13 protein-coding genes are annotated in these 15,880 nt (G+C 63.4%); 8 read left to right on the top strand and 5 right to left on the bottom strand.

All coding sequences use genetic code 11. The annotated features are described in order from the left end of the window. Positions 1 to 218: 218 nt before the first annotated feature. Genes BGP00_RS24035 through BGP00_RS24025 form a run of 3 tightly spaced genes read right to left on the bottom strand, consistent with a single transcriptional unit; the run spans position 219 to position 3,473 of the window. Entirely contained in the window at positions 219 to 1,664 is a 1,446-nt protein-coding gene (locus tag BGP00_RS24035) for an FGGY family carbohydrate kinase (RefSeq protein WP_292692084.1), read from the bottom strand. A gap of 10 nt (positions 1,665 to 1,674) precedes the next feature. After that, positions 1,675 to 2,628, bottom strand: coding sequence for a transketolase C-terminal domain-containing protein (locus tag BGP00_RS24030; RefSeq protein ID WP_292692082.1), 954 nt, complete (start codon positions 2,626 to 2,628; stop codon positions 1,675 to 1,677). Then, complete coding sequence (locus BGP00_RS24025) at positions 2,625 to 3,473, bottom strand: transketolase (protein WP_292692080.1); 849 nt, start codon at positions 3,471 to 3,473, stop codon at positions 2,625 to 2,627. Before BGP00_RS24025 ends, BGP00_RS24030 begins: the two co-directional genes overlap by 4 nt. Positions 3,474 to 3,649: 176 nt before the next feature. Between BGP00_RS24025 and BGP00_RS24020 the strand changes: the two genes are divergently transcribed. The 7 genes from BGP00_RS24020 (at position 3,650) to BGP00_RS23990 (ending at position 10,860) form a co-directional block, all read left to right on the top strand. Then, the gene (locus tag BGP00_RS24020) at positions 3,650 to 4,249 is read left to right on the top strand and encodes a DUF2291 family protein (protein ID WP_292692079.1); all 600 of its coding nucleotides are present in this window, start codon (positions 3,650 to 3,652) and stop codon (positions 4,247 to 4,249) included. Then, the gene (locus tag BGP00_RS24015; protein ID WP_292692077.1) at positions 4,210 to 5,751 is read left to right on the top strand and encodes a sugar ABC transporter ATP-binding protein; all 1,542 of its coding nucleotides are present in this window, start codon (positions 4,210 to 4,212) and stop codon (positions 5,749 to 5,751) included. Before BGP00_RS24020 ends, BGP00_RS24015 begins: the two co-directional genes overlap by 40 nt. Positions 5,752 to 5,771: 20 nt before the next feature. Beyond that, positions 5,772 to 6,788, top strand: a complete 1,017-nt coding sequence (locus tag BGP00_RS24010) for an ABC transporter permease (RefSeq protein WP_292921843.1) — start codon at positions 5,772 to 5,774, stop codon at positions 6,786 to 6,788. Between the two features lie 5 nt (positions 6,789 to 6,793). Then, positions 6,794 to 7,645 (top strand): DeoR/GlpR family DNA-binding transcription regulator, encoded by an 852-nt coding sequence (locus tag BGP00_RS24005; protein WP_292692073.1) that lies wholly within the window; start codon positions 6,794 to 6,796, stop codon positions 7,643 to 7,645. Continuing rightward, positions 7,642 to 8,592, top strand: a complete 951-nt coding sequence (locus tag BGP00_RS24000) for a D-ribose ABC transporter substrate-binding protein (protein WP_292692071.1) — start codon at positions 7,642 to 7,644, stop codon at positions 8,590 to 8,592. Before BGP00_RS24005 ends, BGP00_RS24000 begins: the two co-directional genes overlap by 4 nt. A 27-nt stretch (positions 8,593 to 8,619) precedes the next feature. Beyond that, entirely contained in the window at positions 8,620 to 9,594 is a 975-nt protein-coding gene (locus BGP00_RS23995) for a TIM barrel protein (protein ID WP_292692069.1), read from the top strand. Between the two features lie 72 nt (positions 9,595 to 9,666). Continuing rightward, entirely contained in the window at positions 9,667 to 10,860 is a 1,194-nt protein-coding gene (locus BGP00_RS23990) for a multidrug effflux MFS transporter (protein WP_292692067.1), read from the top strand. 45 nt (positions 10,861 to 10,905) lie between these two features. Here the strand turns inward: BGP00_RS23990 and BGP00_RS23985 are convergent, their stop codons facing one another. Next, positions 10,906 to 13,824: a TonB-dependent receptor gene (locus BGP00_RS23985; RefSeq protein WP_292692065.1), complete on the bottom strand. Its 2,919-nt coding sequence runs from the start codon at positions 13,822 to 13,824 to the stop codon at positions 10,906 to 10,908. Positions 13,825 to 14,001: 177 nt separating this feature from the next. Between BGP00_RS23985 and BGP00_RS23980 the strand changes: the two genes are divergently transcribed. Further along, entirely contained in the window at positions 14,002 to 15,135 is a 1,134-nt protein-coding gene (locus tag BGP00_RS23980) for a hypothetical protein (protein ID WP_292692063.1), read from the top strand. 29 nt (positions 15,136 to 15,164) lie between these two features. On the opposite strand, the gene BGP00_RS23975 is transcribed toward BGP00_RS23980, so the two are convergent. Next, positions 15,165 to 15,875 (bottom strand): Fe-Mn family superoxide dismutase, encoded by a 711-nt coding sequence (locus tag BGP00_RS23975; protein WP_292692061.1) that lies wholly within the window; start codon positions 15,873 to 15,875, stop codon positions 15,165 to 15,167. Positions 15,876 to 15,880: the final 5 nt, after the last annotated feature.

Genomic DNA, 15,880 nt, shown 5'->3' with positions numbered 1-15,880 from the left:
TTTTGGGTTTGTGCTTCATTCATCGATCTATGATATCGAAATTTATTGAAATGAAACATAGTGAGCTATCCTAACTCCGTCCAAACAGGCTGCAAAGCTGAAGCCAGGTCAAAAATTTCTGAAATGAAAGGAAGGGCAATTTGCAAATAACCGGACACTCATGACGGAGAATCCCTCGTGACATCTCTATGGCAGGAGATTTGGACCCGCCCTGACCGTCAGAGACAGGCCCGCGCCACTGCCTTACGCCAGCCCTCGCGCGACGCAACCCTCGCATCCCCGGCCATGGCGGGGGCAAAATGGTGCTCCTTGGCGATCAGCGTGTCGGACAAGGGCAGCCCCGCACCCGCCGCTGCCATCATCGCCGCGCCCAGCGCGCTCAGGTCGGTTTGCGAGGGCCGCTCGACCGCGCGCCCCGACAGGTCGGCCAGCATCTGCAACAGATGATCGTTGCGCGCAGCCGTGCCATCGACGCAGATCGCCTGCAAATCCTCGCCCAGATCGGCCTCGATGGCGGCCACCAGATCGCAGATCTGATGCGCGATGCCCTCCAGCACGGCATAGGCGACATGAGCCGGGCGCGAGCCGAGCGAGAGGCCGCAGATGATCCCGCGCGCGTCCTCCTGCCAATGCGGCGCGCCGAGGCCCGCCAGCGCGGGGACGACATAGACCCCATCGCTATCCCGAACCGTCGCGGCCAGATCGGCCAGTTCCTGCGCCCCGCCAAGGCCCAGCAATTGCGCGCCAAAGGCCGCCGAATGGCCCGAAACCGTGATATTGCCTTCCAGCGCATAGACCGTTTCGCCGCCGCGCCGCCAGGCAATCGTGCCCGACAGGCCATGGGCCGAACGCGCCCGCGCCCCGGTGGGACACGTCAGCGAGGAACCCGTGCCCAGCGTCACCTTGACCCGCCCGCGCGCGGCGATCGCATGGCCGAACAGAGCGGCATGGGAATCGCCCATCATCGCATGGATCGCCACGCCCTCGGGCAAGCCGCCAAACCCGCCCGCCGTATGGCCAAACAGCGCATCGGACGCCATCACGCGGGGAAGGATCGCACGCGGCACGCCAAACAGGCCCAGCAACTCCTCATCCCAATCGCCATCGTCCAGATCGAGCAATTGCGTGCGCGAGGCATTGCTGGCGTCGGTCGCATGGACGGCCCCGCCGGTCATATGCCACAAGAGCCAGCTATCGACCGTCCCGCCGCGCAGATCTGCGCCGCCATCGACATGGTCGATCAGCCATCGCCATTTGCTGGCCGAAAACAGCGGGTCGAGGCCAAGGCCGCTCAGTTGCTCAACTCTTTCGCCATGCCCCGCATCACGCAGGGCGGCGCAGAAGGGCGCGGTGCGGCGGCATTGCCACAGGATGCAGGGGCCAAGCGCCGCTCCCGTCTGCGCATCCCAGACCAGGGCGGATTCACGCTGGTTCGAAATGCCGATGGCGCGGATATCGACATCGGGCGCCCTCGCGATGGCATGACGAATGGCCGCATCGGCGCTGGCAAGGATGCCCTCGCCCGATTGCTCGGCCCAGCCCGGTTGCGGGTGGGAAACGGCATTGGCCACCGACCCGCTCGACAGGATTTCCCCGTCGAGCGCGATCAGCATGGCCTTGGTGTTGGTCGTCCCGGAATCGAGAGCGAGGATCGCCGGTCGCATCACGAGCCGCTTACCGCCCCAGCAAGCCGCGCAGGCTGGCCGCGATATTGGTGGCGGTCAGGCCGGAATGCTCCATCAGGAATTCGGCAGACCCTGTCGGCTGGAAACCCGCAAAACCAAGGATTTTCATCCGGCAGGGCGCGTTCTGCGACACGATCTCGGCCACCGCGCTGCCCAGACCGCCGCGTACACTATGCTCCTCGACGGTGACAATCGCGCCGGTCTGCGCGGCAGCCAGAATGGCGGTCTCGTCAATCGGCGACATCGAGCACATATTGACCACCCGCGCGGAAATGCCCTGCGCAGCCAGAGTTTCGGCCGCCTCCAGCGCGCGGCACACCATTGTGCCATTGGCCAGAATGGCGCCATCGCGGCCATCGCGCAAGGTCTCGGCCTTGCCGATGGTGAAGCTGGCGTCCGCGGCACGCGGCAGAGCGGGCACGCCCATGCGGCTGATGCGGATGAACACCGGGCCGTCCATTTCGGCGGCGGCGCGGATGCATTGCTCGGTTTCCCAAGGGTCGGCGGGGACGAGGACGGTAATGTCGCCCATCGTGCGCAGCCATGCCACATCCTCGATCGAGTGATGCGTCGGGCCAAGTTCACCATAGGCCACGCCGCTGGAAATGCCGCAAAGTTTCACATTGGCTTGCGAATAAGCCACATCCGCCTTCACCTGTTCAAGCGAACGCCCGGTCAGGAAGCACGAAGCCCCGCTGACAAAGGCCACTTTGCCGCCATTGGCGAGGCCTGCGCCCACGCCGACCATATTCTGTTCGGCGATGCCAACATTGATCAGACGCTCGGGGAATTTGTCGCGGAAACCGCCCAGCTTGCTCGACCCCACACTGTCATTGACCACGGCGACGATGCGCTCATCCGCCGCGCCCAGCGCTTCGAGCGTTTTGACATAGGCATCGCGGCAATCGAACAGCCCGGATTTCTGGGTTGCGGGGCTGCTCATGCGTCCAGTTCCTTCATCGCCTGTTCGTATTGTTCGGCATTGGGCACGCCATGGTGCCAGTTCGCCTTGTTTTCCATGAATGAAATGCCTTTGCCCTTCACCGTATTGGCGATGATGCAGAGCGGCCTGTCATGCGGCGTCGATCCGTCGAGCAGCGGCAAAAGCGCCTCGATATCATGCCCGTCCACCTCGACCACATCCCAGCCAAAGGCGCGGAATTTGTCGTCCAGCGGGTCGAGGCCCACCGTGTCCTCGGTCCCGGCGCCCTGTTGCAGACGGTTGCGGTCAACGATCAGCGTCAGGCTCGACAATTTGCGGTGGCCTACGGTCATCGCGGCTTCCCAATTGCTGCCTTCCTGCAATTCGCCATCGCCGGTGATGATGAAGGTGCGATAATCCGCCTTGTCGATCTGCGCCGCAATGGCGATGCCCACCGCCACCGGCATGCCGTGGCCCAACGGGCCGGTGTTGGTCTCAACACCCGGAATCTTGTTGCGATTGGGATGCCCGTTCAGCCGCGAGAGGGGCTGCATATAGGTGGTCAGTTCTTCCTGCGGAAAGAAGCCCGCCAGCGCCAGCGTGCTGTAAAGCGCGCCCGTGGCATGGCCCTTGGAGAGGATGAAACGGTCGCGTGCCGCCCAGCGCGGATCGACCGGATCATAGCGCATCGCATCGAAATAAAGCGCAGCCAGCACATCCGTGGCCGAAAGGTCGCCGCCGGGGTGCCCCTGACGCGCCTCAAACACCATGCGAAGCGCGCGTTTGCGTATCCAGCGGGCCTGTTCACGGACAAAAGCGGCACGTTCGGCAAGAGTTTGGCCGCGACGGGGGCGAGATTCGGGCATTCGCAAAATTCTCCTTGTCGCTGGTCCGACTATATCAAGCGAAGGCAAAGGGCAATCCCACAACTTTTGACTTCTTTCTTTTTCTTTCTTTTCTTCCGCAACCCTCTTGAAGGCGAAGCGCAATCCGGTTAGGCAAGGGGCAAGACATTTGCGATCAGCGCAAGGAGAGGATTTTCGTGGCCTTCAATAAGTTTGCGCCCCGGCGCGGCAGGCGGCTTGCGTTAGTCGCGCTGATTGCCCTGCCCGGCTGCCTTGCGCTTTCGGGCTGCAAAGTGCTGAGCCTTGAAGAGGCGCGCCAGATCCACATGCGCGAGAGCGGCGCCTTTGATGCCGACGCGGCGGTGAAGGAGGCATGGAATGCGCGCGTGATGCCGGGAATGGAAAAATCGGCCGTCCTTCTGGTGCAGGCGCCGCATGACAATGCCGCCCATGCCGTTCGCGGTGAAGGCATCATCGCCGCCATCAACCGCGCCTCGCGTCAGGGATCGGTGCTGGTCAATGTCGCGGGCGTGGGCGAGGTCCAGTTGATGCTGGGGCCGGTGATCGTTTCCACCGCTCTGCGCGACAGTCAGCCGTTTTTTGCCTTTAACGATATGCCCGATCAACTGGCCTATGCCGCCGTATCGCGGGGCCTGAATGCGCGGGCCATGGCGCAGGTCCACCCGGTGGCCGAGCAATTGAAGCCGGGGATGAAAGTGGAATTTCTCGGCGCGGGTCAGCGGTCCGAAGATGGCGTGTGGCAGGTGATGCCGGTGCGCATCGTGGCGGGCGCGTGATGGTCGAGCTGATGCGGGCCTCCGGCGTGAAAAAGCGCTACGGCGGGGTCACCGCGCTGCATGGCGTGGATTTTGCCGTTGAGGTTGGCCGCGTCAGCGTGCTGATCGGCGAGAATGGCGCGGGCAAATCGACGCTGATGCGCATTCTGGCAGGCATTGAAACGCCCAGCGAGGGCGAAGTCCATGTCGATGGCCATCCGGTGCGGCTGAACGGCGCGCGCGATGCGGCGGCGCGCGGCATCGGCATGGTGCATCAGGAATTGAACCTCTGCCCCAACCTCAGCGTGGCGGAAAACATCTTTCTGCTCGGCTCGCGAAAGGGCCTGCTCGACCGTTCCGGCGAAAGGGAAAAGGCGCGCGCCTTGCTGGCCCGTTTGCGCCAAAATATCGACCCTGACCGCCGCGTGGCCACGCTCAGCATCGGCGAGCAGCAGATCGTCGAGATCGCCAAGGCGCTGGCCGAGGAATGCCGGGTGCTGATCCTTGACGAACCCACCTCCGCGCTCAGCGAGGCCGAGGTCGAGGTGCTCTTCGAGGTCATCGGTGATTTGAAACGGTCGGGCGTGGGCATTGTCTATATCTCGCACCGGCTGGAGGAATTGCTGCGCGTGGGCGACAGTATCACGGTGATGCGCGATGGACGGATCGTGGCGCGCAGCGAGGCGGCCGATGCCTCGGTCGGCTGGATCATCGAGCAGATGCTGGGCGAGAAAGGGCGGCTGAAGCGCGCCAATGACCTCGCGCCGGAGGAAGGCGAGACGGTTCTGGCGATTTCGGGCGTTTCGCGCCCGCGCGACCGGACTTCGGCGGCGCTGCACGACATTTCGATGGAGGCGCGCGCGGGCGACATTGTCGCACTTTACGGGCTGCTGGGCTCGGGGCGCACTGAATTGATGGAGGTCGCCTTTGGCGCCCGCGCGGCAAGCGATGGCACGATCACGCTGAAAGGCGAGGACATCACCCGGCTTTCGATTGCGCAAAGGGTCGAGCGCGGCTTGCTTTTCGTTTCCGAGGATCGCAAGGCGCAGGGCCTGTTCGCCAATCTGGACGTGGGCCGCAATATGGCGGTCAGCGATCTGGCCAGCTTTGCGCAAAAGGGCGTGATCCGGGCCGCCAGCGAGCAGGGCGCGGTGGGGCGGATGATCGCCCGGCTGGGGGTAAAAACCGCCTCGGCCCGCACGGCGATCACCGCGCTGTCGGGCGGCAATCAGCAAAAGGCGCTGATCGGGCGGGCGCTGATGCCCGGCCCTGCGGCGCTGCTGCTGGACGAACCCACGCGCGGCATTGACGTGGGCGCACGCAGCGAGGTTTTCGCCACGATCCGCCAACTGGCCGCCGATGGGCTGGCCGTGGTCTTTTCCACCTCCGATGTGCTCGAAGCGCTGGCCGTGGCCGAAAGGATCATCGTCATCGCCAAGGGGCGCATCACCCTCGACATTCCGGTGGCGCAGGCGACCGAGGCGCGTCTGATCCGCGCCGCCAATGCGGCAGCAGCAGCATGACAGAAGGTAAGATATTGACAATGAACGGCGCAGGTCAGGCAGTTAGCTCGGATTATGCGATGACCCTGCTGCTGAAATTCCGCACGGTGCTGGCGCTGGTGCTAGTGGTGGCGATCTTCGCGGTGCTGGCGCCCAATTTCCTGACCGTGGCCAATGCGCTGATCATGCTCAAACATATTGCCATCGTGGCCATTCTGGCGATCGGCATGTCCTTCGTGATCCTGACCGGGGGCATCGACCTTTCGGTGGGGTCGATTGCGGGGCTGGCCGGGATGGTGGCGGGGGCGTTGATTATCAACGGCCTGCCGCTGACGGCGCTGGGCGTGGTGGTCTATCCCTCGGTCCCGGTGGTGGTGGGGCTGGTCCTGCTGGTGGGCATAGGGATCGGGCTGTTCAACGGGTTGCTCATCAACCGATTTCAGGTCGCGCCTTTTATCGCCACGCTGGGCACGCTCTATATGGCACGCGGCGCGGCCATGCTGATGTCGAATGGCGAGACCTTTCCCAATCTGATCGGCAATCCGGCGCTGGGCAATGAGGGCTTTTCGCGGATCGGCGCGGGGCTGTTGCTGGGTATTCCGGCGCCGGTTTGGCTGCTGGCGGTGATTGCGGCGGGGGCGGCCTTTGTGGCGGGCTCCACCACCTTTGGCCGCCGCGTCTATGCCGTGGGCGGCAGCGAGCGCGCCGCCCTGCTCTCGGGCGTGCGGGTCGATCGGGTAAAATATGCGGTCTATGCGATTTCGGGAGCCATGGCGGCGCTGGTGGGCGTGCTGATCGCCTCGGATCTGGTTGCCGCCCATCCGGCCTCGGGCGAGAGTTTCGAACTCAACGGCATTGCCGCCGTGGTGCTCGGCGGGGCCTCGCTGACAGGCGGGCGCGGCACGATTGTCGGCACGCTGATCGGCGCCTGTGTCATCGGCGTGCTGGGCGACGGAATGGTCATGGTGGGGATCAGCGAATTCTGGCAGATGGTTATCAAAGGCGGCGTCATTGTGACGGCGGTGGTTCTTGACCGTCTGCAGGAAAGGCTGGGTTGACGATTATGGCGAACGAAAAAGGCGCGGCGAAGAAGGCAGGCGGCCATCAGGACGAACCGCGCGGGGCGCTGCGCCGGTCCGAAGGCGGCACGGCCCGCTTTGCCGAAGGCCGCCGCGCCGAAATCATGGAATGGATCCGCGAAGAAGGCAGCGCCCGCGTGCGCGAATTGTCCAAAGCCTTTGGCGTGTCGGAAGTGACCATTCGGCAGGATCTCGAACGGCTTGAGGCCGACGGTCATGTCGAGCGCGTCCATGGCGGCGCTTTCCTGAAATCCGTGCAACAGCAGGTCCGATCCATGGCTTTGCAGCATCACGAGAATATGGACGCGAAAAGCCGCATCGGCGCGGCGGCGGCGGCGCTGGTCGAGGATGGCGAGACGATCACGCTCGATTCCGGCTCGACCACGACGCAGGTGGCCGCCCATCTGCTGGAGCGGCGCGATCTGACCGTCATCACCAATGGGTTGAACATCGCGCTGATGCTGGGCGCACAGCCCTCGATCACCGTGCATATGCCCGGCGGCCAGTTCAAGGCCCCCACCCTCTCGGTCAGCGGCGAGGGATCGGCGGAGTTCTTTGCCGGACTGTTCGTGCGCCGCCTGTTTCTGGCCGCCGCCGCCGTTTCGGTCGAGGAAGGCATCTCGATCCCCTCGCTGGGCGATCTGCCGATCAAGCGGGCGATGATCGCCAGCGCGGAAAAGGTCTATCTGCTGGTCGATTCCACGAAAATCGGGCGGCGTTCGTTTTCATCGGTCGGGCCGGTCACGATGATCCACGCCCTGATCACCGACAGCGGCATTTCGGACAACGACAAGGCCCGCTTTGAACGCATGGGTATAGAGGTCATTATTGCATGAAACGGTTGCGCGCGGGTGGGTTACGGATTGGGCTGATGGCGCTGGCGCTTGCCGCTCTGGGCGCATGTGGGCATGACGCCAAACAAGCCCGGCTGATGGTCATCATCACCCCCTCGCTCGACAATCCCTTCTTTGGCCAGGAGGCCGCAGGGGCCGAGGCCAAGGCGCGCGAACTGGGTTATCAGACGCTGAAATTTTCCCATGGCGATGACGCGTTCAAGCAGAGCGAATTGATCGACACCGCCATTGCCCGCAACGCCTCGGCCATCATTCTGGACAATGCGGGCGCGCAATCCAGTGTGGCAGCGGTGCAGAAGGCGCGCAATGTCGGCATCCCGGTGTTCCTGATCGACCGCGAGATTGCCGCGCGCGGCATCGCCACGGCGCAGATCGTTTCGAACAATTATCAGGGCGCGATGCTGGGCGCGCAGGCTTTTGCGCAGGCGATGGGCGAGAAAGGCCCCTATGTCGAACTGGTCGGCAAGGAATCGGACACCAATGCCGCGATCCGCTCCAAGGGCCTTCACGAGGTGCTGGACCAATATCCCGACCTGCGCATGACCGCGCGGCAAAGCGCCAACTGGAGCCAGTCCGAGGCCTTTACCAAGGTCCAGTCGATCCTTCAGGCGCACCCGGAAATCAAGGGCGTGATCGCGGGCAATGACACGATGGCCATGGGCGCGATCGCCGCCTTGCAGGGCGCGGGGCGCGGCGATGTCGCGGTGGTGGGCTTTGATGGCTCGAACGATGTGCGTGATGCGATTTCCGGCGGCAAGGCGGCAGCCACGGTGCTGCAACCGGCATGGCGTCAGGCGCAATTTGCGGTCGAACTGGCCGACAAATATCTGCGCGAGGGCAAGACCGGACAGGCTGAAAAGCTGATTATGGACTGCCTGCTGATCACGCGCGCCAATGCCGCGCGGCTCAGCAATTTCGCGCTGAAATAACCCATTCCATCCAAACGGGGAATCCTGATGAGCAAGCTGACCTTCGGTGCCGGTATCTGGCACTTTGCCACCTATGTCGACCGCTATGCCACCGATGGCTACGGCCCGGCCAAGTCGCTGATCGAGATGATCGATCTGGCAGGACAAGTGCGCGATCTCTCGGTGGTGGACATCAATGCGCCGTGGAGCGCGGATGTCTCGGTCGATGAAGTCGAAGTGGCGCTGAAGCGCAACAACCTTTCGGTGATCGGCATCACGCCGGAAATCTATAACCGCGAATTTTCCAAGGGCGCCTTTACGAACCCCGACGCAGGCATCCGCCGCCGCGCCAATGAAGTGTGCAATGATGCGGCCAATCTGGTGCGTCGCTTTGGCGCCTCCTATGTCAAGCTCTGGCCGGGTCAGGACGGCTGGGATTATCCGTTTCAGGTCGATCACAAGCAATTGTGGCGCCATTCCATCGAGGGCATCGGCGAACTGGCCAGCCAGAACCCGGATCTCAAATTCGTCATCGAATATAAGCCGCGCGAGCCGCGCGTGCATATGAGCTATGGCTCGATGGCGCGTACGCTGCTGGGCATCGAGGCGATGGGCGTGCCCAATGTGGGCGTGCTGCTCGATTTCGGCCATGCACTGTTTGGCGGGGAAAGCCCGGCGGATTCGGCGCAACTGGCCATCGACCATGGCCGCCTGTTCGGCATGGACGTGAATGACAATCTGCGCGCCTGGGACGACGATATGGTGGCGGGCACCGTCCACCCCATCGAATTGTTCGAATTCTTCTACACTTTGCGCAAGAACAACTGGGAAGGCGTATGGCAGCTCGACCAGTTCCCCTTCCGTGAGGATTGCGTCGAGGCGGCCGATATGGCGATTGATTTCCTCAAACATATCGACGCCTCGCTCGACCGCCTCGATTGGGACGCGCTTGCCGCCGCGCAAAGCCGGCAGAATGCGATGGGTGCGCAGAAGATTGCCCGACAGGCGCTGTTCGGCTTCTAAAGCCCTCGGCCCTGTGGCAAGGATGCAGGCGGGGTGATGGCCCCGCCTGCATTGCTTTTACGAAAGAACGCCATGACCGCGGCCAAACCTGTGCATATTCCCTTTGGCCTGCTGCTGGTGCTGGCCGGGCTCAGCGCCTTTGCCCCGCTTTCCATCGACATGTATCTGCCCGCGTTGCCGGTGATGGCGCGTGATCTGGGAGGCAATGCGGCGCAGGCCTCGCTGACGGTGGCCTCTTTCTTTGCGGGCCTGTGTTTCGGGCAATTGGTGCATGGCCCGCTGTCCGACCGGATCGGGCGGCGGATGCCCTTGCTGGGCGGGCTGGTGCTTTATGTCGGCGCGGGGGCCTGCGCGGCACTGGCGCCCACTATCCCGGTGCTGATCGCCGCGCGCTTTGTTCAGGCCTTTGGCGGCTGCGCCGGGCTGGTCGTTTCGCGCGCCTCGGTGCGTGATCGCTTCACCCCGCAGGAAAGCGCGCAGGTCTTCTCGCTTCTCCTGCTGGTGATGAGCATCGCCCCGATCATCGCCCCGCTGATCGGCAGTTGGCTGCTGCTGCTTGGCACATGGCGGTTGATCTTCTGGCTGCTGACGCTGTTTGGCGCGAGCGTGGCGGTGGCCACTTTCTTCGGCCTGCCCGAAACGCGCTCGGAACAGACCGCCGCGCAGGCGCGCAGCGAATCCCCGTTTGGCGCCTATCGCGCCATTCTGGGCGAGGCGCAGGTGATGGCCTATGCGCTGACCGCCGGTTTTTCGCACATGGGCCTGCTGACCTATCTGGCGATTTCGCCCGATGTGCTGGTCACCGGCTTTCACCTCTCGCCGCAGACCTATGGCTGGGTGATCGCCACCAACGGACTGGGGCTGGTGACCACCAACTGGATCAACCGCCGCCTGCTGGCGCGGATCAGCTATGACACGATCCTGCGCTGGGCCAATCTGGGCAGCATGATGGCCTCGGCCGTGCTGCTGGCCGATGCGGTTACCGGGTTTGGCGGGCTGCTGGGGATCACCATCCCGCTGTTTTTCATGGTGGCGATGATCGGTTTTACCCAGGCCAATGCGATTGCCGGCGCGCTGGCCCGCGATCCGCAAAGGGCCGGGTCGATCTCGGCGCTGGTGGGCTTCATGCAATTTGGCGGCGGCGCGCTGGGCGCGGCGATTGCCGGGGCGTTTCATGACGGCACGGCACGGCCGATGGCCATGGTGATCTTTGCCGCCTATATCTGCGCCGGGGTCGCGCTGCGCGCGCTGGCCCGGCGGCGATAGGATCAGATAACAGGGCCGGGGCGCATCACGCCCCGGCCCCCATCATCACATGGCCAGTTTCAGGCCGATGTAGAACGAACGCCCGATGGCATCATAAAGCGCCGTATCCGTGCCGTTCTGCGAGCTGGCGACATAGGGCAGGCTCTTGTCGAAAAGGTTGTTCACGCCCGCGCGCAGTTCAAAGTTCCTGTTGACCTTGACCGAGCCGAACAGGTCCCACAACTGGTAAACACCCACGCCCACCTGCGTGTTGGCAGGGGTCAGCACCGCGCTCGTGTCCTTCATCCCGCTCTGATAGCGCCAGCGCAGACCCGCGCCGAACACGTCATTCTTGATGCCAAAGGTGGTCAGGGCGCGCCATTCCGGCGTGGCGCGCGGCGGCACCGATCCGGGGTTCGACCCGCCGACGCTGACGCCGGTGTAATCGAGGAAAGCAGCGCCCGGCAGCAATTGCACCTTATAGGCATGGAGCCAGCCGATCGCGGTGTCGATATAGACCTTGCCGCCCGCGCCCAGCTTAGAGGCGCGCATGCCCCAGTGGATCTGGGCCTCGATGCCATCGGTCTTGACCGCGCCCAGATTGAGATAGGGCGTCGAAACAGTCAGCAATTGACCGGTCGAACTGTCACGCGAAATCAACTGGCAATAGGGGTTATTGGTCGCATAGCCGGGGTTCGAGCCGTCCAGATTGTAGCATTTCGACAGCACGGTCAGGCCCGGAACCGAGGAAATCACGTTCTTGATGTTGATGTTGTAATAATCGACCGACAGCGACAGTTCCGAGAGCGGCCCGCTCTGGAACGGCGAGTTGAGCACGATGCCGATATTATAGGTATCGGCGGTTTCGGGTGTCACACCCGAATTGCCCGCCACGGTCTGGCCGGTCGCGGTGGTGGGGAACTGATAGCTCGAGAGCAGCGCCGAAGGCACGCCCTGCGCGGCGCAGAGCGTGGCGACCTGCGCGCCATTGGCCCCGGTGCGCGCCGTCGAACGCACATCGCAAGGATCGCCGAGCGAAGAGGGCGGCGTGCCGATGACCAACTGCGAGCCCGAGGGCGGCGAGAACAGTTCGCCGATGTTGGGCGCACGCACCGCACGCTGATACGAACCGCGCACCAGCAGGTTGCGCAGCGGGCGCCAGCGCGCATCGGCCTCATAGGATTTGACCGAGCCGGTGACCGAATAATCGGAAATACGCCCGGCCGCGCCCACCGCCAGTTCCTGCGCCCAAGGCTTGTCGGCCAGCAGGGGGATGTCGATCTGGGCGGCAAATTCCTTCACCGAAATCGCCTTTTTCGGCACGCCGATGGTGGCGGTAAAGCCTTCGACATTGGCCCCCGGCGCCCATCCGCTCAGCGCCGTCATGTCGGTGTCGGGGGTGAAGGAATAGGTGTTGCGGCGATAATCGGCCACCAGCGCGATCTGCGCCGGGCCCGCACCCAGATCAAACAGCGAGCCGTTGACCTGGCCCTGAACCTGCGTCTGGCTCAGGCGTTCCTGGCTGAACGTATCCTTGGTGATATAGGTGCGGCAGGCCGCCGAGAGCGAGCGCGCATTGGCATCGCCAAATGGATTGAAACCGCCCGCGCAAATCGAATTGCCGCCATCGGCCGCGTTCAGCAAGGTCTGCACCCGGCTTTTCAGCACGGCATTGTGCATGATCTGATTGTGGATCGACTGATCATAGGATGCGTAAACATCAAAGCTCCAGCCGCCGCCGATCTGCCCCTTCAACCCGGCCAGATATTGCTGGACCTGATAGTTTTCGTCCCAGTTCTTCCATGGAACGCCCACATAACGCGCGTTCCAGTTGAAATTGGCCGTCGGATTGGCGCGCGAGGCAAGGATCGTGCGCAGATCGCCCGGGATGAAGGGGTTGGAAACCGGAATGGTGGTCAGCGTGGGGAACTGGGTCAGGCTGCCGCCGCTGTTGGTGTTGACCGACAGATCGACAAACATGAACTGTCCATAGGCGGTCAGGCTGGGAGTCAGCTCGAAATCGCCCTTGATAAAGGCAGTCTTGCGGTCCAGCGCGTTGAGCAGATTGCCCTGCTGGCCCACCGGCATACGCACATTGTTGCCCACCAGCGCATAGCCGTTGGTGCCGTTGGCGCCCTTGTAGTTCTGCGCTCCGTTCTGGACGAACAGCGTGCCGTCATTGTTGAAGCCAAGATTGGCCAGCTGATAATTCGCCGGCAGGCTGGTCACGCCATAGCCGGCAAAGATGCCCTGAACCACGGCCGGATTGGGTTGGTTGCTGGCGCTGGGCACATAGGTGCCGGTGCCGATATAGGACGAGGGCACCTTGTCCATGAAGAAGGAGCGCGAATTGTTCGCAACCGGGTCCTGCTTGGCATAGCTGAAGGCGGCGATCAGATGGCCGCGATCATCGGCGAACTTGGTGCCCAGCGCCAGCGAAGCATTGAACTTGAACGCGTCGCCCTGCTGGCTGATCGAGTTCATGATGTCGGCCTTGATGCCTTCGAAATTGCGGATAGTCTTGAAATTGACCACGCCCGACATGGCATCCGAACCATAGACCGCCGAGGCGCCCCCGGTGATCGCATCGACGCTGGAAATGATCGCATCGGGCAGGATGTTGACATCGACATTGCCGTTGATGTCCGACACCGGCAGGCGATGGCCGTCGAGCAACACGAGGTTGCGGTTGGTGCCAAGCCCGTGCAGGTTGATCGAGGCGCGGCCGCCTCCGCCCTGACCGCCGGTGGCCGCATTGCCGCCCACGGTAAAGCTGGGCACCTGATTGAGCGCGTCCTGCAGCGTGGCGGCGCCCGATTCCTTGATCGTTGCCTCGCCCACCGAAACGATGGGGCTGACGGCGGTGTTGTTGGGCCGCTTGATGAGCGATCCGGTAACGACGATTTCCTGCGCCTTGGCGGCATCGTCGGCCGCCATCGCGGGCGTGCAGAAGCCCGCCGAAAGGCCGATCAGGCTGGCGGACACAATGAGACTCTTTCTGGCGTATGACATCTGGCACCCCTCCCGTTCGCGCTCTTTGAAGCGTTGAGGGCCGGATAGAAAAGGCTCTGGCCAAGGTCAATGAAATATGAAACTAACCGTTTCGTTACCTAAAAGATGTGATCGCAAAGACACACGAGCGCCGCGCTGGAGAACGGTTAGATGCCCACAAAATTAAGACGCCCCAATGCCGCGCTCGCCATGGTCACCGCGCTGTTATGCGTCGTCTTTTTCACCGGCGCTCCCCTGCCCGCCCGCGCCGCGCAGGCCGCCCCGAACGCCTGCCCCCCGGATGAGGAACTGGCCTATGTCTGCGGCGCCGAAAGGCCTGAGGACATACTCGCCCTGCCCGGCACACGCTGGCTGATCGCCAGCGGCTTTGCCAAAGGGGCCGGGCTGAAACTGATCGATTCGGCGGCGCGCAGCATGGAATTCTGGTATAAGGGTTCGCCCGATCAGATCGCCCCCGATACCGCCGCCTATCCCCACTGCCCCGGCCCGCCCGATGCCGCGCTGCTCAATGATCGCGGGCTTAACCTGCGCGCCATCGGGCGCGATCGCTGGCGCCTGCTGGTGGTCAATCATGGCGGACGGGAATCGGTCGAGGTCTTTGAGATCAACGCCGCCGCAGACCGCCCTAGACTTCTATGGCGCGGCTGCATCCCCATGCCTACAGGACAGGTCGGCAACAGCGTCACCAGCTTTGCCGACGGGCAGATTTTGGCCACTGTACTGACCCGGCCGGGCACCACCATCGCCGATTTCGTGCTGGGCCGCGACACCGGCGCGGTATGGTCATGGCGCCCGGGCGAACCGGCCTTCCACGAGATGCCCGGCACCGCCCTGCCGGGCAACAATGGCATCGAAAGCGACCCCGACGAACGCCATTTCTACACCATCGCCTTTGGCCGACACGCCGTAGAGGTGTTTGACCGGAACGATCCGCACGGGCCGGTGCGGCGCATCGTCGCCCCTGATTTCATGCCCGACAATATCCATTGGATCGCCGGACGCCTGCTGCTGGCCGGGATGCGTTATGACGAACCGGCCTGCGGGGGCCTGCGCAAAGTGGTGGATGGCGTGGCCGACCCGATGCTCTGTCCGCGCGGCTGGATTGTGGGCGAGGTCGATCTGGCGCAGGGGCGGATCGCCACCATCGCCTATGGCACCCCGCGCAAGGATTTCAACGGCCTGTCCGCCGCCGCAATCATGGGGCGCGAATTGTGGCTCGGCTCGTTTCAGGCGGGGCGGATCGCCATCGCCACCCTGCCCGTGCCCAAACCTGTTTCTCCTTAGCCGCCTCGATAAATGTACTATTTAGTACATCAATTTCCGACCGCCTTGCGATAGCGCGCATCAACCACGCCCCAGTCGATATTATGCATGAAGGCATCGACATATTTAGCCGCCGCCGCGCCATAATCGATGGCAAAGGCGTGCTCATACATGTCCAGCACCAGAAGCGGCGTCCCCGTCACCGGCCCGTTGGTGTGGTCCCATGCCCAGTAATTATGAAGAGATTTCGTATATTGGTTCCAGGCCAGAATGCACCAGCCCGACCCTCCGGCAAGCGCCATGGCGGTGCGGCGGAATTCGGCTTCCCAAGCCTCGAAACTGCCGTGGCTTTTGGCCAGAGCCTCGCGGATCGCGCCCTTGGCCTGTCCATCGCCGCCCAATTGTTCGAAATAGAGTTCATGTAGGATGACCGAGCCGGTGCGGTGCAATTCCTCGCGTTTTAGATCGCCATAGATGACCGGGGGCAGATCCTTGTCGGCCATCGCGGCGGCAAGGCGGCCCTCAACCATGTTGAGCGCTTTAACCGAGCCCTGATAATTGTTTTCCCAATGCGAACGGATCAGCTTTTCCGACAGGCCGGTCAGTTTGGTCGCATCAAAGCCCAGCGGCTTGGGCTGATGTCCACCGGCAAAGGCGGGCGCGAGGGTCGCGCTCTGCGCGCTGGCCTCAATGGGCGCGGCGGCGGCGGCCATGCCCAGCGCAATGCTGCCCAGCGCGTTACGGCGGGAGATGTCAGTCATGGTCA

The organism is Novosphingobium sp. 63-713 (assembly GCF_001898925.1).
Classification (GTDB): domain Bacteria; phylum Pseudomonadota; class Alphaproteobacteria; order Sphingomonadales; family Sphingomonadaceae; genus Novosphingobium.
Note: the sequence above shows the minus strand (reverse complement) of the source record. Positions and strands in the feature narration are given on the sequence as shown.

Excerpts from the sequence above, each read along its gene's own strand:
- BGP00_RS23995 (WP_292692069.1), top strand. The coding sequence starts at position 8,620 with ATGAGCAAGCTGACCTTCGGTGCCGGTATCTGGCACTTTGCCACCTAT.
- BGP00_RS24005 (WP_292692073.1), top strand. The coding sequence starts at position 6,794 with ATGGCGAACGAAAAAGGCGCGGCGAAGAAGGCAGGCGGCCATCAGGAC.
- BGP00_RS24000 (WP_292692071.1), top strand. The coding sequence starts at position 7,642 with ATGAAACGGTTGCGCGCGGGTGGGTTACGGATTGGGCTGATGGCGCTG.
- BGP00_RS24035 (WP_292692084.1), bottom strand. The coding sequence starts at position 1,664 with ATGCGACCGGCGATCCTCGCTCTCGATTCCGGGACGACCAACACCAAG.
- BGP00_RS23975 (WP_292692061.1), bottom strand. The coding sequence starts at position 15,875 with ATGACTGACATCTCCCGCCGTAACGCGCTGGGCAGCATTGCGCTGGGC.
- BGP00_RS23980 (WP_292692063.1), top strand. The coding sequence starts at position 14,002 with ATGCCCACAAAATTAAGACGCCCCAATGCCGCGCTCGCCATGGTCACC.
- BGP00_RS23990 (WP_292692067.1), top strand. The coding sequence starts at position 9,667 with ATGACCGCGGCCAAACCTGTGCATATTCCCTTTGGCCTGCTGCTGGTG.
- BGP00_RS24010 (WP_292921843.1), top strand. The coding sequence starts at position 5,772 with ATGAACGGCGCAGGTCAGGCAGTTAGCTCGGATTATGCGATGACCCTG.
- BGP00_RS24025 (WP_292692080.1), bottom strand. The coding sequence starts at position 3,473 with ATGCCCGAATCTCGCCCCCGTCGCGGCCAAACTCTTGCCGAACGTGCC.
- BGP00_RS24030 (WP_292692082.1), bottom strand. The coding sequence starts at position 2,628 with ATGAGCAGCCCCGCAACCCAGAAATCCGGGCTGTTCGATTGCCGCGAT.